Origin of the sequence: Streptomyces xanthii, assembly GCF_014621695.1 — a bacterium.
In the GTDB taxonomy this organism is placed as follows: Bacteria; Actinomycetota; Actinomycetes; order Streptomycetales; family Streptomycetaceae; genus Streptomyces; species Streptomyces xanthii.
The window spans coordinates 4,716,634-4,742,358 of the sequence record NZ_CP061281.1 but is presented as its reverse complement, the minus strand read 5'-3'; the positions used below and the strand labels follow the sequence as shown (position 1 = coordinate 4,742,358).

The 25,725-nt window shown below is 72.6% G+C and carries 18 protein-coding genes; 9 read left to right on the top strand and 9 right to left on the bottom strand.

From position 1 onward, the window contains the following. Complete coding sequence (locus IAG42_RS21465) at positions 1-648, bottom strand: response regulator (protein WP_188338585.1); 648 nt, start codon at positions 646-648, stop codon at positions 1-3. Continuing rightward, on the bottom strand, positions 636-1,787 hold the full coding sequence (locus tag IAG42_RS21460) for a sensor histidine kinase (protein ID WP_188341526.1): 1,152 nt from the start codon (positions 1,785-1,787) through the stop codon (positions 636-638). The genes IAG42_RS21465 and IAG42_RS21460 overlap by 13 nt, the downstream gene beginning before the upstream one ends. Positions 1,788-1,947: 160 nt before the next feature. On the opposite strand from IAG42_RS21460, the gene IAG42_RS21455 reads away from it, so the two are divergent. Next, a complete protein-coding gene (locus IAG42_RS21455; RefSeq protein ID WP_188338584.1) occupies positions 1,948-2,115 on the top strand; it encodes a hypothetical protein in 168 nt (55 codons plus the stop codon). A gap of 24 nt (positions 2,116-2,139) precedes the next feature. Here IAG42_RS21455 and IAG42_RS21450 read toward each other — a convergent pair whose 3' ends face one another. After that, the gene (locus tag IAG42_RS21450; protein WP_188338583.1) at positions 2,140-2,766 is read right to left on the bottom strand and encodes a TetR/AcrR family transcriptional regulator; all 627 of its coding nucleotides are present in this window, start codon (positions 2,764-2,766) and stop codon (positions 2,140-2,142) included. A gap of 165 nt (positions 2,767-2,931) precedes the next feature. Here IAG42_RS21450 and IAG42_RS21445 point away from each other — a divergent pair, with 165 nt between their 5' ends. The 4 genes from IAG42_RS21445 to IAG42_RS21430 all read left to right on the top strand — a co-directional run bounded on the left by IAG42_RS21445 (position 2,932) and on the right by IAG42_RS21430 (position 8,675). Beyond that, positions 2,932-3,864 carry an ABC transporter permease gene (locus IAG42_RS21445; protein WP_188338582.1) on the top strand — a complete coding sequence of 311 codons (933 nt, stop codon included), beginning with the start codon at positions 2,932-2,934 and terminating at the stop codon, positions 3,862-3,864. Next, complete coding sequence (locus IAG42_RS21440) at positions 3,857-4,678, top strand: ABC transporter ATP-binding protein (protein ID WP_188338581.1); 822 nt, start codon at positions 3,857-3,859, stop codon at positions 4,676-4,678. Before IAG42_RS21445 ends, IAG42_RS21440 begins: the two co-directional genes overlap by 8 nt. Before the next feature lie 114 nt (positions 4,679-4,792). After that, positions 4,793-7,030, top strand: a complete 2,238-nt coding sequence (locus tag IAG42_RS21435; RefSeq protein ID WP_188338580.1) for a bifunctional glycosyltransferase/CDP-glycerol:glycerophosphate glycerophosphotransferase — start codon at positions 4,793-4,795, stop codon at positions 7,028-7,030. Further along, the gene (locus tag IAG42_RS21430; protein WP_188338579.1) at positions 7,017-8,675 is read left to right on the top strand and encodes a glycosyltransferase family 2 protein; all 1,659 of its coding nucleotides are present in this window, start codon (positions 7,017-7,019) and stop codon (positions 8,673-8,675) included. The genes IAG42_RS21435 and IAG42_RS21430 overlap by 14 nt, the downstream gene beginning before the upstream one ends. A gap of 19 nt (positions 8,676-8,694) precedes the next feature. On the opposite strand, the gene IAG42_RS21425 is transcribed toward IAG42_RS21430, so the two are convergent. The 5 genes from IAG42_RS21425 to IAG42_RS21405 form a co-directional block, all read right to left on the bottom strand. Further along, positions 8,695-9,492 carry a polyprenol monophosphomannose synthase gene (locus tag IAG42_RS21425; protein WP_188338578.1) on the bottom strand — a complete coding sequence of 266 codons (798 nt, stop codon included), beginning with the start codon at positions 9,490-9,492 and terminating at the stop codon, positions 8,695-8,697. Between the two features lie 187 nt (positions 9,493-9,679). Beyond that, complete coding sequence (locus IAG42_RS21420) at positions 9,680-14,626, bottom strand: NAD-glutamate dehydrogenase (protein WP_188338577.1); 4,947 nt, start codon at positions 14,624-14,626, stop codon at positions 9,680-9,682. Positions 14,627-15,387: 761 nt separating this feature from the next. Further along, positions 15,388-17,685: an ATP-binding protein gene (locus IAG42_RS21415; RefSeq protein WP_188338576.1), complete on the bottom strand. Its 2,298-nt coding sequence runs from the start codon at positions 17,683-17,685 to the stop codon at positions 15,388-15,390. 115 nt (positions 17,686-17,800) lie between these two features. Beyond that, positions 17,801-18,472: an HAD family hydrolase gene (locus IAG42_RS21410; RefSeq protein ID WP_188338575.1), complete on the bottom strand. Its 672-nt coding sequence runs from the start codon at positions 18,470-18,472 to the stop codon at positions 17,801-17,803. Positions 18,473-18,492: 20 nt separating this feature from the next. Then, positions 18,493-19,008 (bottom strand): DUF6912 family protein, encoded by a 516-nt coding sequence (locus IAG42_RS21405; protein WP_188338574.1) that lies wholly within the window; start codon positions 19,006-19,008, stop codon positions 18,493-18,495. 318 nt (positions 19,009-19,326) lie between these two features. On the opposite strand from IAG42_RS21405, the gene IAG42_RS21400 reads away from it, so the two are divergent. Together IAG42_RS21400 and IAG42_RS21395 are read left to right on the top strand one after the other, a co-directional pair. Continuing rightward, positions 19,327-19,749: an Rv3235 family protein gene (locus tag IAG42_RS21400; RefSeq protein ID WP_223206104.1), complete on the top strand. Its 423-nt coding sequence runs from the start codon at positions 19,327-19,329 to the stop codon at positions 19,747-19,749. A gap of 380 nt (positions 19,750-20,129) precedes the next feature. Next, positions 20,130-20,744: an ATP-dependent endonuclease gene (locus tag IAG42_RS21395; protein ID WP_188341525.1), complete on the top strand. Its 615-nt coding sequence runs from the start codon at positions 20,130-20,132 to the stop codon at positions 20,742-20,744. 79 nt (positions 20,745-20,823) lie between these two features. Here IAG42_RS21395 and secA read toward each other — a convergent pair whose 3' ends face one another. Next, the gene (gene secA / locus IAG42_RS21390) at positions 20,824-23,673 is read right to left on the bottom strand and encodes a preprotein translocase subunit SecA (RefSeq protein WP_188338572.1); all 2,850 of its coding nucleotides are present in this window, start codon (positions 23,671-23,673) and stop codon (positions 20,824-20,826) included. Positions 23,674-23,871: 198 nt separating this feature from the next. Between secA and IAG42_RS21385 the strand changes: the two genes are divergently transcribed. Together IAG42_RS21385 and IAG42_RS21380 are read left to right on the top strand one after the other, a co-directional pair. Further along, positions 23,872-24,447 (top strand): GNAT family N-acetyltransferase, encoded by a 576-nt coding sequence (locus IAG42_RS21385; protein WP_188338571.1) that lies wholly within the window; start codon positions 23,872-23,874, stop codon positions 24,445-24,447. Positions 24,448-24,521: 74 nt separating this feature from the next. After that, positions 24,522-25,709: a winged helix-turn-helix domain-containing protein gene (locus IAG42_RS21380; RefSeq protein WP_188338570.1), complete on the top strand. Its 1,188-nt coding sequence runs from the start codon at positions 24,522-24,524 to the stop codon at positions 25,707-25,709. The last annotated feature ends 16 nt before the right edge of the window (positions 25,710-25,725 follow it).

Genomic DNA, 25,725 nt, shown 5'->3' with positions numbered 1-25,725 from the left:
TCAGCGCCGCCGGTCGAGGTAGGCGAGGACCGCCAGGACGCGACGGTGGCCGCTGTCGCTCTGGGGGAGGTCGAGCTTCGCGAAGACGTTGCCGATGTGCTTGCTCACGGCGCGTTCGGTGACGACCATCCGGGCTGCGATGGTCGCGTTGTCCCGGCCCTCGGCCATCAGCGTGAGGACCTCCAGCTCGCGCGGGGTGAGCGTGTCGACCGGGTCGTCCCGGCGGCGGGCCAGGAGTTCGGTGACGACCTCGGGGTCGAGGGCCGTACCGCCGGAGGCGACCCGCTCCAGGGCGTCGAGGAACGCGTCGACCCGGCCGATGCGGTCCTTCAGGAGGTAGCCGACACCGCTCGCCCCGCCGCCGATCAGCTCCGTGGCGTAGGAAACCTCCACGTACTGGGAGAGGACGAGGACGGGCAGGCCGGGTAGGGTGCGGCGGGCCTCCAGGGCGGCGCGCAGGCCCTCGTCCCGGAAGCCGGGCGGCATCCGGACGTCCACGACGGCGACGTCGGGGCGGTGTTCGAGGAGCGCGGGCAGCACCTCGGGCCCGGTCTCGGCGACGCCGACGACCTCGTGTCCCGCGGAGCCGAGCAGCAGCACGAGCCCTTCCCGCAACAGCGCGTTGTCCTCCGCGATCACCACACGCACGGCAGCTCCACCTCGATGACGGTCGGTCCTCCGACGGGACTCGAGACTCGCACGTTCCCGTCGAGCGCGGCGACCCGGCGCCGCATGCCGAGCAGCCCACTGCCGCCCCGCTCGTCGGCGCCGCCCCGCCCCGAGTCCCTCACCGCGACCCTCAACCCGGCTCTGCCGCGCTCCAGTTGGACGTCCGCGCGCGTGCCGCCACTGTGCTTGGCGGCGTTGGTCAAAGCCTCCGCGATCACGAAGTAGGCGGCCGCCTCGACCGCGGCCGGCGCCCGGCCGCCCGACTCGACGCCTTCGTCGCGCACCGCGACGTCGAGCCCGCTGGCCGCGGCCAACGCCCGTACGGCGCCCACGAGTCCGCGGTCGGTGAGGATCGGCGGGTGGATGCCACGCACGACGTGCCGCAGCTCGGCGAGCGCCGCCTCGGCCTGGTCCTGGGCGTCGTCGAGGAGGCGGCGCGCGGCCTCCGGGTCCTGGGCGCGCCGGGCGAGCCCGATCCGCATGGACAGCGCGACGAGCCGGGCCTGCGTCCCGTCGTGCAGGTCCCGTTCGATGCGCCGCAGTTCGGCGCCGTGCGCGGCGACGGCCCCGGCCCGTGACTCGGTCAGCTCGGTGACCCGGGCCGCGAGCCGCTCCGCGCCGGGCGCCGGGCCGAGCAGCGCCCTGGACCAGCCGGCGTCGAGGTCCGCCAGACGGGAGACGACCGGCAGCAGGACGGGCGGGCGGCGCAGCAGCCCGCACCACAGCCCGTCGACGACCGCGCCCACGCACAGCACGAGCAGCGCGGCGTACAGCAGCAGCCACCCGTACGCGAAGTGCGCGACGAGCCACCGCAGATCGCGCCAGGTCCCGGGGTCGCCCAGCGCCGTCCGCACCCGCTCCCGCAGCGGCCCGCCCAGCGGCAGATACGCCTCGGGAACCTCCCGGCCGCTCCACTCGGCGACGCGCCCGCGCTTGAACGTGGCGACCCGGCGCAGCAGCAGCACCGTCTCGGGCAGCACTCCGGCGCCGACCACGAGCAGGGTCAGGACCGCGGTGAACAGGGCGAGCGCGATGAACAGATACGAGGCGACGGCGACGGCCGCGCCGACCGCGAGGTACGCCAGTGCCCGCCCGGCCTGTCGCACGGCCCCCTTGATCCCCGGCATGCGGGTCAGCGTAGGCGCAGGACCGGACCGGGCGCAGGGTGGAGCGGGCTACACCATGGTTCGGGGAGCGTGCTCCATGGAGGGGGCGGGGTGCGGGCGGGCACTGTGGAGACACCGCCCCACCGAGGGGCCCTATCCGGAAGGAACCGCCATGAAGGCGCTGCTCTGGCTGACCCTGGCCCTCGCTGTCATCGTCAACGTCTTCACCAGCTTCGCCTTCGAGGGCGTCCAGCAGGTGCTGATCAGCGTGCCGACGGGGCTCGTGGCCATCACGGCCGCGGTCGCCCTGTTCCTGACCCGCCGCCGGACGGCCGCCTGACCGCGGCGGGTCAGGATGGACGGCTCAGAGCACCCTGAGCCCCGCCGCGGTGGCCGCAGCCAGCTTCTCCAGGTACCCCTTCGGGGGCTTCGGGCCGCGGGCCACCACCGCCCGCCAGTACAGCGGTCCCGAGATCAGGTCGAGGGCCAGGTCCTCGTCGACGTCGGGGCTCAGCTCGCCGCGGGCCGCCGCCGCGCGGACGATGCCGCTGGCCACCCCGTGCTGGCCCTCGCGCAGGGCCTTCTGGAGGGCGTCCGCGATGTCGGGGTTGCGGGCCGCCTCCGCCTGGAGGTCGGGGATGATCTGGCCCGCGACCGGGTGGCGCAGGGCGCGGGAGGTGACCTGGTAGAGGAGGAGCAGGTCGCTCTCCAGGGAGCCGGTGTCGGGGGCCGGCAGGCCCTGCACCGCTATGGCCGAGACCAGGTCCAGGACGAGGTGGAGCTTGGAGCGCCAGCGGCGGTAGACGGCGGTCTTGCCGACCCCGGCGCGGCGCGCGATGCCCTCGATGGACATCCGGGCGTAGCCCACGGACGCGAGTTCCTCGAAGACGGCGGCGCGGATGGCCTCCGTCACGTCCTCGCGCAGTACGGCGGCCCCGGCCGGGGCCCGGCGACGCGGCGTCGGCCTGGGCGGTTCGGCGTTGGTCGTCATGCGGCCAGCATAGATGCGGCACGACGATACGGTTGCGTTCCGACGTCGCGGGGGCCTAGTCTCACGTCACGACGATACGGGTCCGTTCCGACGTAGCGACCTTCCGACGAACGGCCTTCCGCCCCCCGGCCGCCCGACCGCCCGGCCGTCCAGAAAGCAGGCGATGTGAGTCAGGTCCTCGACACGCCTTCCGCGCCCCGCCCCCCGGACCCCGCCGCCCCGGTGGGCCAGGAGGACGCGGCGGCCCTGGCCGCGCGCCACGGCCTGACGGTGAGCGGCGCCCGCCCCTCCCTGCCCGCGTACGTGCGGCGGCTGTGGCAGCGGCGGCACTTCATCACCGCCTTCTCCACGGCGAAGCTGACCGCGCAGTACAGCCAGGCCAAGCTGGGCCAGGTGTGGCAGGTCCTCACCCCGCTGCTGAACGCGGCGGTGTACTACCTGATCTTCGGCAAGCTGCTGAACACCAGCCGGGGCGTGCCGGACTACATCCCGTTCCTGGTCACGGGCGTGTTCGTGTGGACGTTCACGCAGTCGTCCGTGATGGCGGGCACGAAGGCGATCTCCGGGAGCCTCGGCCTCGTACGGGCGCTGCACTTCCCGCGCGCCTCGCTGCCGATCTCGTACTGCCTCCAGCAGCTCCAGCAGCTGCTGTTCTCGATGTGCGCGCTGGTGGTGATCCTGCTGTGCGCCGGGGTGCCGCCGCGTCCGTCGTGGGTGCTGGCCGTTCCGGCCCTGGCCCTTCAGTTCGTCTTCAACACCGGGCTCGCGCTGGTCATGGCCCGGCTCGGGGCCCGTACGCCGGACATCGCGCAGCTCATGCCGTTCGTGCTGCGGACGTGGATGTACACCTCGGGCGTGATGTGGAGCCTGACGCATCTGACGGCAGGCCGTGACGTGCCGCAGGTCGTCGTCACGCTGCTGCAGATCAACCCCGCGGCGCTCTACATCGACCTGATGCGCTTCGCACTCATCGACAGTTTCACCGCGGACCAGCTGCCGCCGCACGCGTGGCCGCTGGCCCTCGGCTGGGCCCTGCTCGCCGGGCTGGGCGGATTCGTCTTCTTCTGGAAGGCCGAGGAGAGGTACGGACGTGGCTGAGCCGGTACAGGACCAGGGGCCCGTGCCCACCGTCATCGTCGACGGCGTCGACATCGTCTACCGCGTCCACGGCACCGGCGCGGGCCGCGGCACCGCGACCGCCGCGCTCAGCCGGATCGTCGGCGGCAAGAAGAAGGCCGAGCGGCGCGCGGGTGTGCGCACGGTCCACGCCGTGCGGAACGTGTCGTTCACCGCGTACCGGGGCGAGGCCATCGGCCTCATCGGCACCAACGGCTCGGGCAAGTCGACCCTGCTCAAGGCCGTCGCGGGGCTCCTCCCGGTCGAGAACGGGCGGATCTTCACCGACGGCCAGCCCTCCCTGCTCGGCGTCAACGCGGCCCTGATGAACGACCTCACGGGCGAGCGGAACGTGAAGCTGGGCGGCCTCGCCATGGGCATGAGCCGCGAGCAGGTCCGCGACCGCTACGACGAGATCGTCGACTTCTCCGGCATCAACGAGAAGGGCGACTTCATCACCCTGCCGATGCGCACGTACTCCTCCGGCATGGCGGCCCGCCTCCGGTTCTCCATCGCCGCCGCGAAGGACCACGACGTCCTGCTGATCGACGAGGCCCTCGCGACCGGCGACCGCTCCTTTCAGAAGCGCTCCGAGCAGCGGATCCGCGAGCTGCGCAAGCACGCCGGGACGGTCTTCCTGGTCAGCCACAGCAACAAGTCGATCCGGGACACGTGTGACCGCGTGCTCTGGCTGGAGCGCGGGGAGCTGCGGATGGACGGGCCGACGGAGGACGTACTGAAGGAGTACGAGGAGTTCACCGGCGGTCCCGCCAAGAAGCCCGCGAAGGCGAAGTAGCCCGCGGTACGCCTGGTCATGACGGGCCCCGCACCGGCCCGAAAGATACTCTTTGTCTGACTTGATGCCGATATCCGATCGGCCGCCCCGTGCGGCCGCCAGGGGGATCAGCAGATGACGGAGACCCGCCCCGCCCTCAGCGTCGTGGTGCACGGCCCCGACGTACAGGGCCTGCTCGGGCCCTGCCTGGACGCCCTCGCCGGTCAGCTGCCCGAGGACGCCGAGCTGATCGTCGCGGCGGTCGGCACCACCGCGCGGGACACGGCCGGGCACCACCTGTCCGGCGTCCCGCGCACCACCCTCCTCACCCTGCCCGCCGGCACGGAGCCGGCCACCGCCCGCGCGGCCGGCGCCCACCGCGCCACCGGCACCTGGCTGTGGTGCCTGACCGCCACCGACCGGCCGCTCCCCGGCGCCCTGTCCGCCCTGCGCACCCGCCTCGCCGAGCTGTCCGACGAGGTGGACGTCGTGCTCGGCGACCACGTCCGCTCGACCTGGCGCGGCCCCGGCACCTCCGGCGTCGACACGGGCCGCCTCGCCCGCTTCGGCCGCCGCGACCGCCCCCTCGACGAGCACGGCAACCTCCTGCGCGTCACCCCGCTGCTCGCCAACCGCGTCCTGCGCACCGCCTTCCACCACACCCACGAGAAGCACCTCACCGACGCCGACCCGATGTACGCGGCCCGCGCCGCCCTCGTCCTCGCCCGCCGGATCGCCGGCACCGAGCACGCCCTGGCCGACGTACGGCAACTGCGCCGCGAGAGCCTGCCGCCGGTACCGGCCGAGCGGCGGTACGAGCTGATCGACGCGTACGAGCGCCTGCAGGAGCTGATGCGGGAGCACGGCACCGCGGCCGCCCCCCGCGCCGTCCTGTACGACCTGATGGCCACCGAGACGCTGCGCGTCGTGTCCCGCGAGGGCCTGCCGGATGCGGTCGCCCGCGAGTTCTTCCGCCGCGCCTCCGCGGCGGCCGTGCGCTGGAAGCCCCCCGGCCACCGCAGGCCCCCGGGCCGCGAGGGCGTGCGGCGCGGCCTCCTGGAGCAGGACGCGTACACGAAGTACCGCGCGTTCCAGGAGCTGAGCCACGGCCGGCGGGCCCTGCGCTCGGCCGTCCGCACCGGCCGCGGGAAGGCGGGCCGCAAGCTCCTCGACCTGCACTACCAGCGCGCCCTGAAGACCCCGCTCGACCCGGAGCTCGCCGTCTTCTCCGCGTACTGGGACCGCGGCGTCGCCTGCAACCCGGCCGCGATCGCCGCGAAGCTCGCCGAACTCGCCCCGCACATCCGCCCGGTGTGGGTGGTGTCCCGCGCGACGGAGCCGCTGCTGCCGCCCGGCACCGAGCACGTCGTGCCCGGCACCCGCCGCTACGCGGAGGTCATGGCCCGCGCCGCGTACCTCGTCAACAACGTCAACTTCCCCGGCGCGGTGGTCAAGAGACCCGGCGCGATCCACCTCCAGACCCATCACGGCACCCCGCTGAAGAAGATGGGCCTCGACCAGATCGACCACCCCACCGCCTCGCGCGGCCTGGACTTCGACGCGCTCCTGTCCCGCGTCGACAAGTGGGACTACAGCGTCAGCGCCAACTCCCACTCCACCCGCATGTGGGAGCACGCCTACCCGTCGCACTACGTCTCCCTGGACCACGGCTACCCCCGCAACGACGTCTACCACCGGGCCACGGCCGCCGACGTCCGCGCCGTCCGCGCCCGCCTCGGCATCGCCCCCGGCCGCCGCGCCCTCCTGTACGCGCCGACCCACCGCGACTACGAGGCCCGCTGGACCCCGCGCCTGGACTTCGCCGCGCTCGCCGAGCGCCTCGGCGAGGACACCGTCCTGCTCGTGCGCGGCCACTACTTCTACGGCGGCGCCGCGTCCCCGCTCGCCGGGCTGTGCCGCACCGGCCGGATCGTCGACGTCTCCGCGTACGACCCGGTGGAGGAGCTGGCGCTCGCCGCGGACGCGCTGATCACGGACTACTCGTCGATCATGTTCGACTACGCCAACCTGGACCGCCCGATCGTCAGTTACGCCGACGACTGGGAGACGTACGCGACGACCCGCGGCGTCTACTTCGACCTGACGACCGAGCCGCCGGGCCATGTCGCCCGCACCCAGGACGAGTTGACGGAGATCCTCGTCACCGGCGCCTGGCGCGACCGGGAGTCGGCGGCCGCCCGGGACAGCTTCCGGCGCCGCTTCTGCGAGTTCGACGACGGACGGGCCGCCGAGCGCGTCGTGCGCCGGGTCTTCCTCGGCGAGCCCGAGGAGGCGCTGCCGCCGGTGCTGCCGCTGGAGTCCCGCACCGTGGCCCCCACCCCCGAGGAGGCGGACGCCCATGGACACGCCTGACGTCACGGTCACCGTCATCACCTACGACGACGCCGCACGCCTCCCCCGCGCCGTCGCCTCCCTCCAGGCCCAGACCCACACGAACATCGAGATCGTCATCAGCGACGACCACTCGACCGACAACACCCCCGAGATCGCACGGGACCTGGCGGCCGCCGACCCCCGTATCACCTGTCTCCGGCTGCCGGAGAACAGCGGCGGATGCAGCGCCCCGCGCAACCGCGCCCTCGACATCGCCCGCGCCCCCTACCTGATGTTCCTCGACAGCGACGACGAACTCCCGCCCCGCGCCGTCGAGTTCCTGCTCGCCGCGCACCGCGAGAACCCCGGGATCGACTTCGCGATGGGCGCCGTCGAACGGGTCCGCGTCGACACCGGACGCACCTCGCGCTGGATGCCGCACCTCGTCGCCGAGCGCCGCACCGTCGAAGGCGTGGAGAACGAACCCGACCTGCTCTTCGAGCACCTGTCCACGAGCAAGATGTACGCCCGCGCCTTCCTCGACCGCCACGGCCTGCGCTTCCCCGAGGGCATCCACTACGAGGACCAGCTCTTCTCCGCACAGGCCTACTGCCTCGCGAAGGCGTTCACGATCGTCCCCGAGACCGTCTACCGCTGGTACATCCACCCGTACGCGGCCGGGGACGCGGCCTCCATATCCAACCAGCGGCACCGGCTCGACAACGTCCGCGACCGCGTCCACGTGCAGGAACTCATCGACGCCTTCCTCGCCGAGAACGACCGCGGCGACACGCTGCGCGAGGCCAAGGACCACAAGTTCCTCAAGCACGACTTCCGGATGTACGCGGGCGACCTGCCGCACCGCGACGACGCCTGGCTCGCCGAGTTTGCCGCCGTCGTGAACCCGTACCTCGACCGGCTCGCCCCCGCCGCCTACGCCCGCCTGCCGCGCGACGAACGCGTCGTCCTCCAGCTCGTGCGCGACCTGCGCCTGCCCGAGGCCCGGCTCGCGGCGCGCGGCCTCGGCCACGCGGTCGCCCCCCGCACGACGGCCCTGGACGCGGCCGGGACCCCGTACTGGGGCGACCGGGTCCCGGACACCGCGTGGGCCCGCCGTGAACTCTCCCTCGCCGACCTGGAGCTGGACACCCGGCCCTTCCGGCGCGCCCAGTTCCGCCACGAGCTGGTGTCCGTCGAGCGCGGCCCCGGCCCGGCCTCGCTGGACCTGCGCGTGCGCACCCACGACCCCGGACGCCGGCTCTCCGTGGGCCCGCAGCCGGCCGCGCTCCTGCTCACCCCGGGCCGCCGCCGCGCGACCCTGCGGTTCCGGCTCGACCCCGTGCGGCCGGGCGTCTTCGAGGGCCGGGTCCGGCTCGACCTCACGGCGCTCGCGCTCCCCCGGCTCGGCTTCACCGGGACCCGGCACCCCATGCTCCAGCTGACCGCCCCGGACGGCGCCCGCAACACCGGGCTGCTGCTCGCCCCGCTCGACCTGCCCGTCCGCACCGCGCACGTGAACCGGCACCGGGTCACCGTCGAACCCGAGGGCAAGGGCGCGGGACGGCTGCAACTGCGCTGGGAGCCCCTCGGGCCCCTCGCCACCCGCATCGGCCCGCCCGTGCGGCGCGCGGCCCGCACCCGGGCGGTGCGCGGGTTGCGGCGCCTGGCCCGGATGATCCGCTGAGGCCGCCGCGTCCTGGAGGTCAGTGCCGCGAGCGGGCCCGCAGCCGCCACGGCATCGCGACCGACTCCAGCTGCACCATCAGGTTCATCTTCGACTCGCCGACCGTACGGTCCTCGAAGTGGATCGGCACCTCGATGATCCCCTGGCCGCGGCGCAGCGCCCGGTACTTCATCTCGACCTGGAAGCTGTAGCCCGCGCTGTCGACGGAGGCCAGGTCGATGGCGCGCAGGGCGTCCTCGCGCCACAGGTTGAAGCCGCCCGTGATGTCCCGGACCCGGGTGCCGAGGATCGTGCCCGCGTACGCGTTCGCCCAGCGCGACAGCAGCTTGCGGTGCGCTCCCCAGGCCTCGGAGAGGCTGCCGCCCTGCACGTAGCGGCTGCCGATGGTGACGCCCGCGCCGGTCGACAGGGCGACCCCGAGCAGCTGCGGGACCTTCGCGACGGGGTGGCTGCCGTCGGCGTCCATCTGCAGGACGTAGCGGGCGCCGTCCGCCACGGCCCGCGCCATGCCCGCCGCGTAGGCCCGGCCGAGCCCTTCCTTGCCGGCGCGGTGCAGCACGGCCATCCGGTCGGCGCCGAAGCGGCCCGCGTACTCCTCGGCGAGGTCACCGGTGCCGTCCGGGCTGGAGTCGTCGACGACGAGGAGCCGCAGGCCCGGCAGCGGTAGCGCCATCAGGGCCTCGGCCATGCCGGGCAGATTCCCCGCCTCGTTGTACGTCGGCATGACGACGGTGAGCGGGGTCGCGGCCCAGTCGTCGGGCAGTGCGACCGCGCGTGCGGCCGGCGTCGCGTCGGGCCGGATCTGCTTCGGCGGCATCGGGCTCTCCCTGGTCGGCGTGCTCGGTCACCCCATCGGTACCACCGAAACACAGCCCCGGCCGTCGGGACACTCATTCAGAACACAAGAATCCGGTAGGAAGAACGACCCGGCGCGTCCGCCGGACGAACGGCGAACGACCGAGGGGCGCCCGAAGGCGCCCCTCGACCCCTGTGTCAGGGGGTGACTACGAGTGCGAACGCAGCAGCGTGCGCATCGTCCGCATCGCGACCGACAGGTTCGCCAGGTCGAAGGCGTCCGAGCCCTGGATCTCCTCCAGGGTGGTGCGCGCGCGGCCCAGGATCGCCGCGTTCTTCTCCTCCCAGTCCTTGAACCGCTGCTCCGGCGTCGAGGTCCCGTTCCCGACGGCCAGCACGTCGGCCGTCAGGGCGGCGTGCGCCGCGTACAGGTCCTCGCGGATCGACGCGCGGGCCATCGACTGCCAGCGGTCGGCCCGCGGCAGCTCGATGATGCGGTCCATCAGCTGCGTGATGTTCAGCCGGTCCGCGAGGTCGTAGTAGACCTCGGCGACGGCGAGCGGGTCCTTGCCCATGCGGTCGCCGATCTGGACGATGTCGAGCGTCGGGAACGCGGAGGAGAACCCGGCGACCCGCTCGGCCAGCTCCTCCGGCACCCCGGCGCCGGTCAGCTCGTCGACGATCCCCTGGTACCACTCGGCGTCCGCGCCGCGCAGCATCTTCGGCATGGCCGCCCAGACCTCGGTGACCCGCTCCTTGAAGAAGGCGATCGTCTCGGCGAGCTGCAGCGGCTGCGGCCGGTTGTTGAGCAGCCAGCGCGTGCCGCGCTCGACGAGCCGGCGCGAGTGCAGCCGGATCCGGGTCTGCACGTCGGCGGCGACGACATTGTCGAGCGCCTCGACCGCGTCCCACACGTCGCTCAGGCCGAAGATCTCGCGGGCCGCGAGCTGCGCCCGGACGATCTCCTCCAGGGACGCGCCGGTCTCCTCGCGCAGGCGGTGCAGGAAGGTCGAGCCGCCCGTGTTCACCGTGTCGTTGACCAGCACCGTGGTGATGATCTCGCGGCGCAGCGCGTGGCCGTCGATCGAGTCCAGGTACTTGTCGCGCAGCGCCTGCGGGAAGTAGGCGTGCAGCAGCCGGGCCAGGTACGGGTCGTCGGGCAGCGAGGTCTGGATGAGCTCGTCCGACGCCGTGATCTTCGTGTACGCGAGCAGGACGGCCAGCTCGGGCTGGGTCAGGCCGCGGCCGCTGTTGAGGAGCTCCTTGATCTGCCGGTCGTTCGGCAGGAACTCCAGCGAGCGGTCCAGGTGGCCCTGCTTGCCGAGCCGGCGCATGAAGCGCTGGTGGGCGTGGAGCAGGGACGGGGCCTGCGCCTCGGCGTTGCCGAGCGCCGTGTTCTGCGCGTAGTTGTTGCGCAGGACGAGCTCGCCGACCTCGTCGGTCATGGCCGCGAGCAGCTTGTTGCGCTGCTTGACGGTCATGTCGCCGTCGAGGACCAGACGGTTGAGCAGGATCTTGATGTTGACCTCGAGGTCCGAGGTGTTCACACCGGCGCTGTTGTCGATCGCGTCGGTGTTGACCCGGCCGCCCTTGCGGGCGAACTCGATGCGGCCCAGCTGGGTCGCGCCGAGGTTGCCGCCCTCGCCGATGACCTGGGCGCGCACGTCCTGGCCGTCGACGCGGATCGAGTCGTTGGCCTTGTCGCCGACGTCGCTGTTCGACTCGACGGACGACTTCACGTACGTGCCGATGCCGCCGTTCCACAGCAGGTCCACGGGGGCCTGGAGGATGGCCTTCATCAGCTCGGCCGGGGTCATCTTCGACTGGCCGGACTCGATGCCGAGGGCCTCGCGGATGTGCGCGTTGAGCTGGATCGCCTTGGCGGAGCGCGGGAAGACGCCACCGCCCGCGGAGATCAGCTCCTTGTCGTAGTCCTCCCAGCTGGAGCGCGGGAGGTCGAACATGCGGCGGCGCTCGGCGTACGAGGTGGCCGCGTCCGGGTTCGGGTCGATGAAGATGTGCCGGTGGTCGAACGCGGCGACGAGGCGGATGTGCTCGCTGAGCAGCATGCCGTTGCCGAACACGTCGCCGGACATGTCGCCGACGCCGACGACCGTGAAGTCCTCGGTCTGGGTGTCGACGCCCAGCTCCCGGAAGTGCCGCTTGACGGACTCCCAGGCGCCGCGGGCGGTGATGCCCATGCCCTTGTGGTCGTAGCCGGCCGAGCCGCCGGAGGCGAACGCGTCGCCCAGCCAGAAGCCGTAGTCCTGGGCGACCTCGTTGGCGATGTCGGAGAACTTCGCGGTGCCCTTGTCGGCCGCGACCACCAGGTAGGTGTCGTCGCCGTCGTGGCGCACGACGCCGACGGGCGGCACGACCTCGCCGCCGACCAGGTTGTCGGTGATGTCGAGCAGCGCCGAGATGAACGTCTTGTACGAGGCGATGCCCTCGGCCATCCACGCGTCGCGGTCCACCGACGGGTCGGGCAGCTGCTTGGCGACGAAGCCGCCCTTGGCGCCGACGGGCACGATGACGGTGTTCTTCACCATCTGCGCCTTGACCAGGCCGAGGATCTCCGTACGGAAGTCCTCGCGCCGGTCGGACCAGCGCAGACCGCCGCGCGCGACCTTGCCGAAGCGCAGGTGGACGCCCTCGACGCGGGGCGAGTACACCCAGATCTCGTAGGCGGGGCGCGGCTCGGGCAGGTCGGGGATGGCCTGCGGGTCGAGCTTCATGGAGACGTAGGCGTGCGGGCGGTACGGCTCGCGCGCGTCGGTCCCGGCGCTCTGGAAGAAGTTCGTGCGCAGGGTCGCCTTGATGACCGTGAGGAAGGAGCGCAGGATGCGGTCCTCGTCGAGGGAGGCGACCTGGTCGAGCGCGCCGTCGAGCTCCTCGAGGATCCCGTCGATCAGCTCGGTGCCGGCGCTCTGCCGGTCCGGCGACATCCGCGCCTCGAAGAGGCTCACCAGCAGGCGCGTGGTGTGGACGTTGTTGCGGAGGGTGTCCTCCATGTAGTCCTGGCTGAACGTGGAGCCGGCCTGGCGCAGGTACTTGGCGTACGCGCGCAGCACCATGGCCTGGCGCCAGGTGAGCCCGGCGCCGAGCACGAGGGCGTTGAAGCCGTCGTTCTCCGCGGCGCCGGTCCAGGTGGCGGCGAACGCCTCCTGGAACCGCTCGCGGCCGTCGGCACCGAGGTCGTCCCCGTTGCCGTTGCCCTGCTGGGGCAGGCGCAGGCCGAAGTCGTAGATCCACGCCGTCGTACGGTCCGCGCAGCGCAGCTCGTACGGGCGCTCGTCGGTGACCTCGACGCCCAGGCGCTGGAGCACCGGGAGCACGGCCGACAGGGAGACGGGCGCGCCGGTGCGGTAGATCTTGAAGCGGCGCTCGCCGGGGGCGGCGCCCACGGGCTCGTACAGGGAGAGCGCGAAGTCCTTGCCGCTGCGGGCGAGGGCCTCCAGGTGGACCAGGTCGGCGACGGCGGCGCGCGGCGTGTGGTCGGCCTTGTAGCCCTCGGGGAAGGCGTGGCCGTACTGGCGCAGCAGCTCCGCGGCGCGCTCCTCGCCGCACTCGGCGTTCAGCGCCTCGCCGAAGCCGTCGGCCCAGGAGCGGGCGGCCTCCACGAGCCGGGCCTCGATGCGGTCCTTGTCGGCGTCGGACAGCTGCGGCAGCTCGGTGCCGGGCGCGACGCGGACGACGAAGTGCAGCCGGGACAGGATCGACTCGGTGTTCCAGGCGGTGAAGTCGACGCTGGTGCCGCCGAGCTCCTCCTTCAGGATGTCGATGATCCGCAGCCGGACGCCCGTGGTGTAGCGGTCGCGCGGCAGGTAGACGAGCGCCGAGTAGTAGCGCCCGTACTCGTCCTTGCGCAGGTACAGGCGCAGCCGGCGCCGCTCCTGCAGGTACAGGACGGAGGTGACGATGGAGCGCAGCTCGTCCGGCGGAGTCTGGAACAGCTCGTCGCGCGGGTACGTCTCCAGGATCTGGAGCAGGTCGCGGCCGTCGTGGCTGTTGGGCGTGAAGCCGGCGCCCTTGAGGACCTCGGCGACCTTGCGGCGCACGACCGGCACGCGGCGCACGCTCTCGGTGTACGCGGCCGAGGAGAACAGGCCGAGGAAGCGGCGCTCGCCGATCACGTTGCCCTCGGCGTCGAACTTCTTCACGCCGACGTAGTCGAGGTAGCTGGGGCGGTGCACGGTGGCGCGGCTGTTGGCCTTGGTGAGGACGAGCAGCTTGTGCTCGCGGGCCTTGGCGCGGGCGTCGGCGGGCAGCCGGCTGAAGGACGGCGAGACCGGGTGGTGGTCGTCGGCGCCGTGCGGCGGGTCGGAGCGCAGGATGCCGAGACCGGTGCCCGGCACGGCGGCCAGGGAGTCGTCCTCGGTCAGGTCGTACTCGCGGAAGCCCAGGAAGGTGAAGTGGTCGGCGGACAGCCAGCGCAGCAGCTCGCGGGCCTCCTCGACCTCCGACTCGTCCAGGTCCCCGGCGGTGGGCTCGGAGGGCAGCTCGTCGGCGATGCGCAGCGCGGCGTCGCGCATCTTCTCCCAGTCCTCGACGCACTCGCGCACGTCGGACAGGACGCGCAGCAGATCGGCGGTGATCTGCTTGAGGTCGGCGCGGTCCGTCTCGCGGTCCATCTCGACGTGGATCCACGACTCGGTGAGCACGTCGTGGCCGTCGGCGGTGGAGCCGTCCGGCAGCACCTCCAGGAGCTTGCCGGTCACGTCACGCCGCACGACGACCTGCGGGTGGATGACGACGTGGATCCCGCGCCCCTGCCGCGACAGCTCGTTGGTGACCGAGTCCACGAGGAAGGGCATGTCGTCGGTGACGACCTCGACGACGGAGTGGCTGCTGGTCCAGCCGTTCTCCTCGACGGTCGGGGTGTGGACCTTGACGCTGGCGGTGCCCTGCGGACGGTTCTCGGCGAGCCGGTAGTGCGAGTAGGCGGCACCGAAGACGTCGACCGGGTCTCGGTCGGTGAGGTCCTCGGGCGCGGTGTGCAGGTAGTAGCGCTGGAGGAACGAGAGCACGGTGTCGCTGTCCGGCGTGCCCTCGCCCGTCTGCCCAGCCGGGAGATGCCCCCCTGCCGGGCTGTTCTCAGCTACCCGGGCGGCCCGTTCGAGCAGCTCGGCCTTGGCTTCGTCCAGCTTGGTCTGCATTGTCCTCTGGCTCCTGTCGCGCGCCGTTGCGTGACGTAGACGTGTTCGAGAAAAAACGTCCGGCGTGACGAGACGGCGCGGGGTGTCCGCTGTACGTCGACGTTATGCCGGAATGAGAGAAGAGCGAACGGATATGAGCCATTTTCGGCGCACCGGCCGGCCGCGGGAAACGATCAGCGGCTGAGCGCCGGGCACGGTCGGCATGACGAACCGTGGTCTCCCGGCGCGGGCAGGGGGCGACGATGCCCCCGCGAGATATCGCGCTGATCACGGGTCAAGGCTATCTCCCCGCCCCCGGGGCACGTCATGAGCCGTATGTGTACAAAACAAGGGGGCGAACTTTGACACTCTGCACAGATCGCTGAGCCGTAGGAGTGTGCAGGGGCGTCCGAAGGGGTGACCCGCGGGGTCCGGGCGGGTCACCCGCCGGGGGGTGGGTGGTGGCTGCCCCGCCGACGAGGGCAGCCACCGCGGTGTCGCGCTCCGGGCACCACGGCGGGGCTGTCATCACGACAGCGTGGGGGAGTTGACCATGACTGCCCGACTCCCCGCCGCGACCTCCTCCGGAGCCCGACACCCCTTGATCCTCGTCGGTACACCCCCCACCGCACATCGGTACCCGGGAACACCCGTATACCCAGATCGCAGGCTGGAGCCCGCCTCCGTATACCTACCGGCCCCTGGGGCACGCGGAGCGTGCCCCAGGGGCGCGGGGAACTGCGCGACCAGCCCCCACCGGAGCCGCACCCGGCAGCGAAAGATCAACCAGCCACGGTGGAAGCCGCGGCTGCCAGAGAGACCTCCGTCCGCGACCCGACCCCGAGCTTCGCCAAAATATGCTCCACATGCGCGTCAGCGGTCCGCTTCGAGATGACCAGCCGCTCCGCGATCTCCCGGTTCGACAACCCCTCCACCACCAGCGCAGCGACCTCCCGCTCCCGACGGGTCAACGCCTCGACCCCGCTCCGCCGAGCCCCCGGCACGGCCACCGCGGGCGCCGGCACCTCCATGTCCCCCCGCACCGCGTCCAGCACCCGCCCCCCGGAGAGCCGCGCCCCCACCTCGTGCCACCGCCGGAACCCGTCCTCCCCCAGCGCCTCCCGCACGGCCCCCCGCACCGCCTCCTGCTCCTCGAAGAGCGAGGGCAGCATGCCGACGGGGTCACCGGACAGGCGCCGCGCGTGCTCCGCGTACCCGAGCAGCCACGCCGCCCGCACGAACCGCTTCTCGCGCGCCGCCGCCCACCCGAGCACGAGGCAGCAGATCGCCGCGACGAGCACCTCCTCGACCTCGGCGGCGGCCTCCAGGGCCCGGCGCAGCGCCCCGACGGCCTCCTCCCGCTCCCCCGCGAGCCACAGGATCACCCCCTGCACCATGAGCGTGGACCCGTACAGCTGCCGCTCCCCGGTGCCCTCCAGGAACGCGAGCCCGGTCCGGCACAACTCCAGGGCGCCGTCCGTGTCCCCGAGCACCCCGAGCAGCAGCGCGCCCTCGTAGTGCACGACCCCGGTGCCGAGCCCGTCGCCCCGCGCCACGATCCGCTGCCGCGCGTCCTCCAGTTCCGCGAGCCCCTCCGGCTCCCCGCACAGCGCCCCGAGCCCGCCCAGGTACGCGTCGCAGAACAGCTCGACCCGCGCTTCCCCCGCCTGCCGCGCCACCGCGATCGCCCGGTGGAAGAGCTCGAGCGCGCCGGGCAGGTCCCCGGTCCACACCGAGAACAGGGCGACCATGAACCGGCCCCACGCCTGTTCTCCGCCCACTTCGCCGAGCAGCCCGAGCCCCTTGTCGATCCAGTACCGGCCTTCGGCGAGCACCCCGGCTGCCCGCCAGAACGGCCCGAGCTGCGCCGCCAGCCACAGGCCCTGCGCGACGGTCTCCGGGTCCCCGCTCCCGTACGCGTGCTCGAGCGCGGCCCGCAGATCGGCGCTCTCGGCCCGCAGCGCCCGGTGGTGCCCCGGCTGCGCGGCGGTGAGGAACTCGTCCCAGAAGCGCCGGCCGAGCTCCCGGTAGTACGCGAAGTGCCGCCCGCGCACGGCGGCCGCCTGCCCGGACTCCTCCAGCCACTCGGCCCCGTACTCGCGGATCGTGTCGAGCAGCCGGTACCGGCCGCCGTCCTCCCCGATGCGCTGGACGACGGACTTGTCGACGAGCCCGATGAGGTGCTCCAGGACCGCGCCGGGCGGCAGCTCGCCGCCCGCGCACACGGTCTCGGCGGCCGACAGCTCGAAGGACCCGGCGAACACCGACAGGCGCGCCCACAGCAAACGCTCCTGCGGCGTGCACAGCTCGTGGGACCAGCCGATGGCGGTACGCAGCGTCTGGTGCCGGGTCAGCGCCGTGCGGCGCCCTCCGGTCAGCACCTCGAAGCGGTGGCCGAGCCGCTCCACGAGCCGCTCCAGGGGCACGGCCCGCAGCCGTACCGCCGCGAGCTCGAGCGCGAGCGGGATGCCGTCGAGGCGGCCGGCGAGCGCGGTGAGCTGCCCCCGGTTCGCGTCGGTCACCGTGAAACCGGGCACGACGGCGGCGGCCCGCTGCACGAACAGCTCCAGCGCGTCGTCGGCGCTCAGCGGCGCGACGGGGCAGCAGTGCTCGCCCGGCACGTCGAGCGGCTGCCGGCTGGTCGCGAGGACGCTCACGCCGGCCGCCTCGCGCAGCAGCACGTCGGTGAGCATGGCGCAGGCGTCGACGAGGTGCTCGCAGGTGTCGAGGACGATCAGGAGCCGCCGCCCCTGGAGGTGCGCGACGACCGCGTCGAGCGGCTCCATGCCTGCCTGGTCCGGGAGTTCGAGCACGGCGGCGAGGGTCGCCGGGATCAGTTCGGGGTCGCGCAGCGCGCTCAGTTCGACGAGCCACACCCCGTCGGGGAAGCGCTTGGCGAGCCCGGCCGCGGCCCGCAGCGCGGTGCGGCTCTTGCCGACCCCGCCGGGCCCGACGAGCGTGACGAGCCGGGCCCGGTCGAACGCGCCGCGCACCTGCGCCAGTTCGTCGGCACGCCCCACGAACGTCGTGACCTCGGCGGGAAGTTGTCCGCCCCGCCGCTGCCCGAAGCCGAAACCCATGGTTCGCGTCCCCCCGTCGTGGCTGCCGTACGGCCGTACCACCCCAGCGTACGCAGCCGGGCGCGGAGCGTGAACGCACTCGGCGCAAAACACCGGGCCCGGCGGAAGGAGGGATTCAGGCGGCCTCGGCGATCCGCTCCGCCTCGCGCACGGCCTCGGCGAGCGTGTCCACGACCGGCACGCCGGCGCCCTCCAGGCCGGCCCGGCTGTGGGAGCCGCCCGTGTAGAGCACGGCCCGCGCGCCCGCGTGCAGCGCGGCGACGGCGTCGTCGGCCGCGTCCCCGATGACGACGGTGCGCTCCGGCGCCACCCCGTCGAGGGTGCTCAGGTGCCGCACCATGTACTCGGCCTTGCTGCCGCCCGAGGGCCCGGTGCGGCCGTCGACGCGCAGGAACCGGTCGGTGATCCCGAAGTCCCGTACCAGCGGCACCAGTCGCTCGTGGTCGTACATGCTGAGGATGGACTGGCTGCGGCCCGCGCCCTGCCAGCCGGCGAGCAGGCCCTCGGCGCCGTCGGTGAGCCGGCAGTCGCCCGCGCGGAACGCGTAGTGCCGGTGGAAGGCGCCGTCCATGAGGAGCCACTCGTCCTCGGTGGGCAGCCGGCCCATCAGCCGCTCGTAGAACTTGGGGACGGGTACGCAGTACAGCGTTCGGTACGTCTCCAGCGTGATCGGTTCGAGGCCGATCTCCTCGAAGGCGGCGTTCGTGGCCGCTATGACTGCTTCGGTGTCGTGGAACAGCGTGCCGTTCCAGTCCCAGACGATGTGCGCGGTGGTGTGCTTCCCCATCCCCAGAACGTACCTTCCGCTCAGTCGCCGAGGCCGATCAGGTTCGGGATCTCCTGCGTCGCGAACCAGAGCAGCTCGTGGTCCTCGGCCCCGTCCACGACGAACTGCGCGTCGTCGTCCCCGTGGTCGGCGGCGCCCAGCGCGGCCGCCGCGGCGGTGACGTCCTTCTCGGCGTCGTCGGCGTCCACGTGCACGGCCGCGGCCTTGGCGAGCCGCACGACGTCCCGCACCGACACCTCGCCGAGCGAGGCCGGGTCGAGGCCCCGGTCGGGGTCGGCCACGGCCGCGCCGTCCGGCACGTCGACGGCGACCACGACGCGGCGGCGGGCGGCGTCCGGCTCACCGGCGAGCAGCCGCAGCGAGGCGAGCGCGGCCCGGTTCAGCGCGGCGTACTCCAGCTCCTCGATGTCGTCGGAGAGGTACCACTCGCGCAGCGCGGGCGTCACGGCGTAGGCGGTCAGCGGCGCGGGGCCCAGCTCGCCCGCCTTGTACGCCGCCGCGAGTCGAGGCAGGGACAGGGGTACGTACACGCGCATGACGGGCCGCTTTCGTCGTCGGGGCCTATGGGTTCCGGGGTCCTTCAGGATACGGGGACGCGCCCTCCCCGTACCGGGGCGCGTCCTCTTTCGGGCCGCGGCCCGAATCCTCGGCCCGCGTCAGCCGGGGGCGGCCGGTTCACTCCGGGCCGGCCCGCTCCCCGGGGCCCGTCGGCGCCCCGGGCCACCCGGATGAGCGAACCGGTCCGTCCTCCCCGGCGCCTCCCGACGGCTCTTGCGGGGCCGCGCCTCTGCCTCGTACAAGATCACCACCACTAAGTTACCGATTGGTATCCGGAGGTCGCTGTGCAGAAGGTGATGACCAGGCGAGGCCCCCGGCGGAGCACCCGGCCCCCCGCCCGGCGCGACAGCCGCCGCCCCGGCCCCGGCCGCATCGCGCCCCAGGCCCCGCCGCACCCGACCGAACTGTTCACCGAGCGCCTCGTGCTCGTCCTCAGCGGCCAGAAACCGCTGCACTGGGTCGCCCGCCACACCGTCCACCAGGCCTACGAGGACCTGCTCTGGCTCGCCGACCGCCGCCCCCTGGGCCCGGCCCGCCCCCGCATCCACCGCATCGGCCACTTCGAACCGTCCCCCGGCTCCTACGAGGTCTTCGCCCGCGTCACCGCCGGCCCCCGCCTCCACGCCCTGGCCTTCCGCCTGGTCCGCGACGAATCCCTGCGCTGGCGCTGCACAGCCGTAGAACTCGACGGCCGCCCACCCCGCCCCCACGACGACTGACCCCAACACCCCCTCCGGGGGGCCGTCGCCCCGGCGCCCGGCCTGAGCCATCACCCCGGCGCCGGGCACAGGCCCCGGAGCCGGCCCCCGCCGGAAAGGGCGCCGCAGCGGACGCGGCCCGCCAGGGGCGCGGGGAACTGCGCGACCAGCCACAACGGCACCACACCCGGCAACGATCCCCGACCCCTACGGCGAAGACAGCCCAGCCCCGGGTGCGCACGATTCATCAAGGCCCAGCTACGGCACCGCCACATCAGGCCCCGCACAGAAATCCGCTGTCGCCCCGCCCACCCAAGACGCAGACTCGTGTCATGACGACAGATGCGGCGAAGACGGCGGACGCGGCGGAGGACCCGGAGGGACGGGGCGCGGCGACGGACATGGCCGCGTTCCGGGAGGCAGTCGTCGCATGGGCGTCCGGCGGCTCCGGCGACCGCGCCCGCACCCTGGCCACCCGCCTCCCCGTCCGCACCGCCGTCCTGCTGGAGGGCCCGAGCGACGCCGCGGCCGTCGACGCCCTCGCCGAACGCCACGGCCGCGACCTCGCCGCCGAGGGCATCTGCGTGCTCCCGATGGGCGGAGCCATGAGCATCGCCCGCTTCGCCGCCCTGCTCGGCCCCGACGGCCTCGGCCTGCGTCTGACCGGCCTGTGCGACGAGGCCGAGCGCGGCTTCTACGAGCGCGGCCTGGAGCGGGCCGGCGTCACCGGGCAGGAGCAGGAGTTCTACGTGTGCGCGGCGGACCTGGAGGAGGAGCTGATCCGCGCCCTCGGCGTCCCGCGCGTCGAGGAACTCGTCCGCGAGGAGGGCGAGCTGCGTTCCCTGCAGACCTTCCAGCGCCAGCCCGCCCAGCAGGACCGCACGGCCGCCCAGCAACTGCGCCGCTTCCTCGGCACCACCAGCGGCCGCAAGATCCGCTACGGCCGCGTCCTGACCGAGGCCCTGCCCTCGGCCCGCGTCCCAGCCCCGCTGGAGTCCCTGCTCGCCGCCCTGTGACACCCCTGGGCACACGGAAGGGGCCGGACACCAGGTGTCCGGCCCCTTCCGCTACGTACGACCCGCTACCGCGCCACCGTCACTTCTTGCGGCGGCCACGGCCCTTCTGCTGCTTGCGGCGCTCGGCACGGGTCAGACCGTCGGCCTCGGAGCGGGTCGGGCCGCCCTCGGTCACGAAGTCGCCCTCGTCGACGCCACCCTCCGCGTTCGGCGCCTGGAAGTGCAGGCGGTCCGGGCGCTGCGGCGCGTCGAGGCCCTTGGCACGGATCTCCGGGCGGGACGCCCCGGCCTGCGCCGGAACGGTGTCCTCCGGGGACTTCTCCAGGGAGGTGGGCGCCGCGTCCTGGACCGGCACCTCCTCGACCTGCTGCTCGACCTGGACCTCCAGGTTGAACAGGTAGCCGACGGACTCCTCCTTGATGCCCTCCATCATGGCGGTGAACATGTCGAAGCCCTCGCGCTGGTACTCGACCAGCGGGTCCTTCTGCGCCATGGCCCGCAGGCCGATGCCCTCCTGGAGGTAGTCCATCTCGTAGAGGTGCTCACGCCACTTGCGGTCGAGCACGCTCAGCACGACACGGCGCTCCAGCTCACGCATGATCTCGGAGCCGAGCTGCTCCTCGCGGGCCTCGTACTGGGCGTGGATGTCGTCCTTGACGGCCTCGCCGATGAACTCGGCGGTGAGCCCGGCACGGTCCCCGGCCTCGTCCTCCAGCTCCTCGACGGACACCTTGAGCGGGTAGAGCTGCTTGAAGGCGCCCCACAGCCGGTCGAGGTCCCACTCCTCGGCGAAGCCCTCCGCCGTCTCGGCGCCGATGTAGGCGTCGATCGTGTCGTCCATGAAGTGCTGCACCTGCTCATGCAGGTCCTCGCCCTCCAGGACGCGGCGGCGCTCGCCGTAGATGACCTCGCGCTGGCGGTTGAGGACCTCGTCGTACTTCAGGACGTTCTTGCGCGTCTCGAAGTTCTGGGTCTCGACCTGCGACTGGGCGGAGGCGATGGCGCGGGTGACCATCTTGTTCTCGATCGGGACGTCGTCAGGCACGTTGGCCATCGACATCACGCGCTCGACCATCTGGGCCTTGAACAGGCGCATCAGGTCGTCACCGAGCGACAGGTAAAAGCGGGACTCGCCCGGGTCGCCCTGACGGCCGCTGCGTCCGCGCAGCTGGTTGTCGATACGGCGCGACTCGTGGCGCTCGGTGCCGAGGACGTAGAGCCCGCCGAGGCTCTTGACCTCCTCGAACTCCGCCTTGACGGCCTGCTCGGCGCGCTCCAGGGCGGCGGGCAGCGCGGCCGCCCACTCCTCGACGTGCTCGACCGGGTCGAGGCCGGCCTGGCGCAGCTCGGCCTCGGCGAGGTCGTCCGGGTTGCCGCCGAGCTTGATGTCGGTGCCGCGGCCCGCCATGTTCGTCGCGACGGTGACGGCGCCCTTGCGGCCCGCCTGGGCGACGATCACGGCCTCGCGGTCGTGCTGCTTCGCGTTGAGCACCTCGTGCTGGATGCCGCGCTTGCTGAGCTGCTGGGAGAGGTACTCGGACTTCTCGACCGACGTCGTACCGACGAGGATCGGCTGGCCCTTCTCGTGCTTCTCCGCGATGTCGTCGACGACCGCGTCGAACTTGGCGACCTCGGTGCGGTAGATCAGGTCGGCCTGGTCCTTGCGCTGCATCGGCTTGTTCGTCGGGATCGGGACGACGCCGAGCTTGTAGATCTGGTGGAACTCGGCGGCCTCGGTCATCGCCGTACCCGTCATGCCGGAGAGCCCGGGGATCTCCTTGCCCTCCTGGTCGTGACGCTGGTACAGGCGGAAGAAGTTCTGGAGGGTGATCGTGGCGAGCGTCTGGTTCTCGTCCTTGATGTCCACCCCTTCCTTCGCCTCGATCGCCTGGTGCATGCCCTCGTTGTAGCGGCGGCCGGCGAGGATACGGCCGGTGTGCTCGTCGACGATCATGACTTCGCCGTCCATGACGACGTAGTCCTTGTCCTTCTTGAAGAGCTCCTTCGCCTTGATGGCGTTGTTCAGGTAGCCCACCAGCGGCGTGTTCACCGACTCGTACAGGTTGTCGATGCCCAGCCAGTCCTCGACCTTGCTGACGCCGGACTCGTGGATGGCGACGGTGCGCTTCTTCTCGTCGACCTCGTAGTCGCCGGTCTCCTCGATGCCCTTCAGCGGGTTGCCCGCCTCGCCCTTCTTCAGGCGCGTGACGAGCTTCGCGAAGTCGCCGTACCACTTGGTGGCCTGGTCGGCGGGGCCGGAGATGATCAGCGGCGTACGGGCCTCGTCGACGAGGATCGAGTCGACCTCGTCGACGATCGCGAAGTTGTGGCCGCGCTGGACGAGCTCGTCCTGGGACCACGCCATGTTGTCGCGCAGGTAGTCGAAGCCGAACTCGTTGTTCGTGCCGTACGTGATGTCGCAGGCGTACTGCTCGCGGCGCTGGGCCGGCGTCATGTTCGCCAGGATGCAGCCGACGCTCAGGCCCAGGAACTTGTGGACGCGGCCCATCATCTCGGAGTCGCGCTCGGCCAGGTAGTCGTTCACCGTGATCAGGTGGACGCCCTCGCCGGACAGCGCGTTCAGGTACGCGGGCAGGGTGCCGACCAGGGTCTTGCCCTCACCGGTCTTCATCTCCGCGACGTATCCGAGGTGGAGGGCGGCGCCGCCCATCAGCTGGACGTCGTAGTGACGCTGGCCGAGCACGCGCTTGGCGGCCTCACGGACGGTGGCGAACGCCTCGGGCAGCAGGTCGTCGAGGCTCTCGCCGTCGGCGTACCGCTGCTTGTACTCGTCGGTGAGGCCCCTCAGCTCGGCGTCGGTGAGGCCCACGAAGTCCTCTTCGATGGAGTTCACCTGGTCCGCGATGCGGTGCAGCTTGCGCAGGATCTTGCCTTCGCCTGCACGCATGATCTTCGAGAGGACGGACACGGGGGTTGGTCTCCTTGCCGGTCGGGCCTGGCACGGTCGGTTACCCAGGCGACAGCCTGAGCAACGGCCATCGTATGCGAGGACCCCACCGCGCCGGGAGGTCTGCCATCAGGTCCAACGGACGGGCGGCTCGGAAGGTGCCGGTACGCGGCAGGAAAACTGGTGACATCCGCCGTCCGCCCCGAGCAGAATCGGGCGATGGACCCCGTGACGCTGACCACCGACCGCCTGCAGCTGCGCACGTTCGTGCCCGCCGACATCGACGAGGTGTTCGCGGCGGCCCAGGACCCCGACATCCAGCGCTGGACCACGGTGCCGTCGCCCTACGCGCGCGTGGACGCCGAGTACTTCGTGCAGCAGATGGTCCCCGACGGCTGGCGGGCCGACACCGAGTACACCTTCGCGGTGCGCCGGGACCCGGACGGGCCGATCGTCGCCGCGATCTCGCTGCACCACCCGCGCGCGGGCGCGTGGGAGGTCGGTTACTGGACGCACAAGGAGCACCGGGGCCGGGGCTACATGACGGAGGCCGTCCTGGGCGTCGCCCGCTGGGCCTTCACGGAGCTGGCCTGTGTGCGGCTGGAATGGCGCGCGGAGGCGGGGAACGTGGCGTCCCGCACGGTCGCCGAGAAGGCGGGCTTCACGGTGGAGGGCGTCCTGCGCGCGGGCCTGCTCAACAAGGGCGTCCTCCGGGACTGCTGGATCGGCGCCCTCCTCCCCTGCGACGTCCCCCTCCCCAGCCCTCTGCCCTACCTCCCGGCCCCGACTCCCTGACCTGCCCCCGGCGGCCCGCCAGGGGCCCCTCAGCCCGGCCCCGACTGTCAGTGCCGCCCCCTAAAGTTCGGGCCATGACGACCCCGCCGCGTCCCACCGCCACCGTCACCCTGACCGCCGACGAAGCCCGCCGCATCGCCCTGCGGGCCCAGGGCTTCCTGGGCGCCCCGGACCGCAGGGCAGGCGTGCGCGGCGTCCTGCGCCACCTGGGCGCGGTCCAGCTCGACACGATCTCGGTCCTGGCCCGCTCGCACGAGCTGATCCCGTACGCCCGCCTCGGCGCGGTGGGCCGCAGAACGGTCGAGGACGCGTACTGGTCGGCGGCGACACCGGCCCGCCCCCACGCCTTCGAGTACTGGTCGCACGCGGCCTGCATCCTCCCCATCGAGGAGTGGCCCCACTTCGCCTTCCGCCGCCGCGCCTACCGCACCCGCCCCCACTGGAACCACGGGCTCACCCCCGGCGCCTACGACCAGGTGATCAAGCAGCTCCGCACCGAGGGCCCCCTGACCGCCACGGAGCTCGGCGGCGCGAAGAACAAGGGCGAGTGGTGGGACTGGTCGGAGTCGAAGATCGCTGTCGAGCGCGCGCTCATGTACGGCGAGGTGGTCTGTGTGGAGCGCCGCGGCTGGAAGCGCGTCTACGACCTGGCCGAGCGCGCCGTCCCCGACGAGCTGCTGCACGACGACCTGGACGACAAGGAGTGCGTGCGCCGTCTGGTCCGCCAGGCCGGCGAGGCCCTCGGCGTCGGCACCCGCTCCGACCTCGCCGACTACCACCGGCTCAAGGCCGAGCAGTTCGACGCGGTGGTCGAGGAGACGGGTCTGGTGCCGGTGACGGTGGAGGGCTGGGGCGGCAAGCCGGCCTGGGCGGACCCGGCGGCCCTGGAGTCGGCTCCGCGCGGCCGGCACCGTACGACGCTGCTGTCCCCGTTCGACTCACTGATCTGGGAGCGGGCCCGCACGGAGCGCGTCTTCGGTTTCGCCCACCGGCTGGAGGCGTACGTGCCGAAGCCGAAGCGGGTGCACGGCTACTTCGCGATGCCGGTGCTGGCGGGCGGCCGTCTGGTGGGCCGCGTCGATCCGGCGCGCGAGGGCTCGACGCTGGTCGCCAAGCAGGTCTCGCTGGACGGCCCGAAGGCGGCGCCCGCGGTGGCGGAGGCGCTCCGGGAGGCTGCGAGCTGGGTGGGCTGCGACACGGTGCGGGTGGAGCGCATGGCCGACCCGGCCCTGAAGAAGGCACTCGTGGCGGCCCTCTCCTAGCGCGTTCCCGGCGCCG

Coding starts and splice junctions, on each gene's coding strand:
- IAG42_RS21420 (WP_188338577.1), bottom strand. CDS start 14,626: ATGCAGACCAAGCTGGACGAAGCCAAGGCCGAGCTGCTCGAACGGGCC.
- IAG42_RS21405 (WP_188338574.1), bottom strand. CDS start 19,008: ATGCGCGTGTACGTACCCCTGTCCCTGCCTCGACTCGCGGCGGCGTAC.
- IAG42_RS21450 (WP_188338583.1), bottom strand. CDS start 2,766: ATGACGACCAACGCCGAACCGCCCAGGCCGACGCCGCGTCGCCGGGCC.
- IAG42_RS21410 (WP_188338575.1), bottom strand. CDS start 18,472: ATGGGGAAGCACACCACCGCGCACATCGTCTGGGACTGGAACGGCACG.
- IAG42_RS21400 (WP_223206104.1), top strand. CDS start 19,327: ATGACCAGGCGAGGCCCCCGGCGGAGCACCCGGCCCCCCGCCCGGCGC.
- IAG42_RS21395 (WP_188341525.1), top strand. CDS start 20,130: ATGGCCGCGTTCCGGGAGGCAGTCGTCGCATGGGCGTCCGGCGGCTCC.
- IAG42_RS21430 (WP_188338579.1), top strand. CDS start 7,017: ATGGACACGCCTGACGTCACGGTCACCGTCATCACCTACGACGACGCC.
- IAG42_RS21380 (WP_188338570.1), top strand. CDS start 24,522: ATGACGACCCCGCCGCGTCCCACCGCCACCGTCACCCTGACCGCCGAC.
- IAG42_RS21425 (WP_188338578.1), bottom strand. CDS start 9,492: ATGCCGCCGAAGCAGATCCGGCCCGACGCGACGCCGGCCGCACGCGCG.
- IAG42_RS21385 (WP_188338571.1), top strand. CDS start 23,872: ATGGACCCCGTGACGCTGACCACCGACCGCCTGCAGCTGCGCACGTTC.
- IAG42_RS21415 (WP_188338576.1), bottom strand. CDS start 17,685: ATGGGTTTCGGCTTCGGGCAGCGGCGGGGCGGACAACTTCCCGCCGAG.
- IAG42_RS21435 (WP_188338580.1), top strand. CDS start 4,793: ATGACGGAGACCCGCCCCGCCCTCAGCGTCGTGGTGCACGGCCCCGAC.
- IAG42_RS21455 (WP_188338584.1), top strand. CDS start 1,948: ATGAAGGCGCTGCTCTGGCTGACCCTGGCCCTCGCTGTCATCGTCAAC.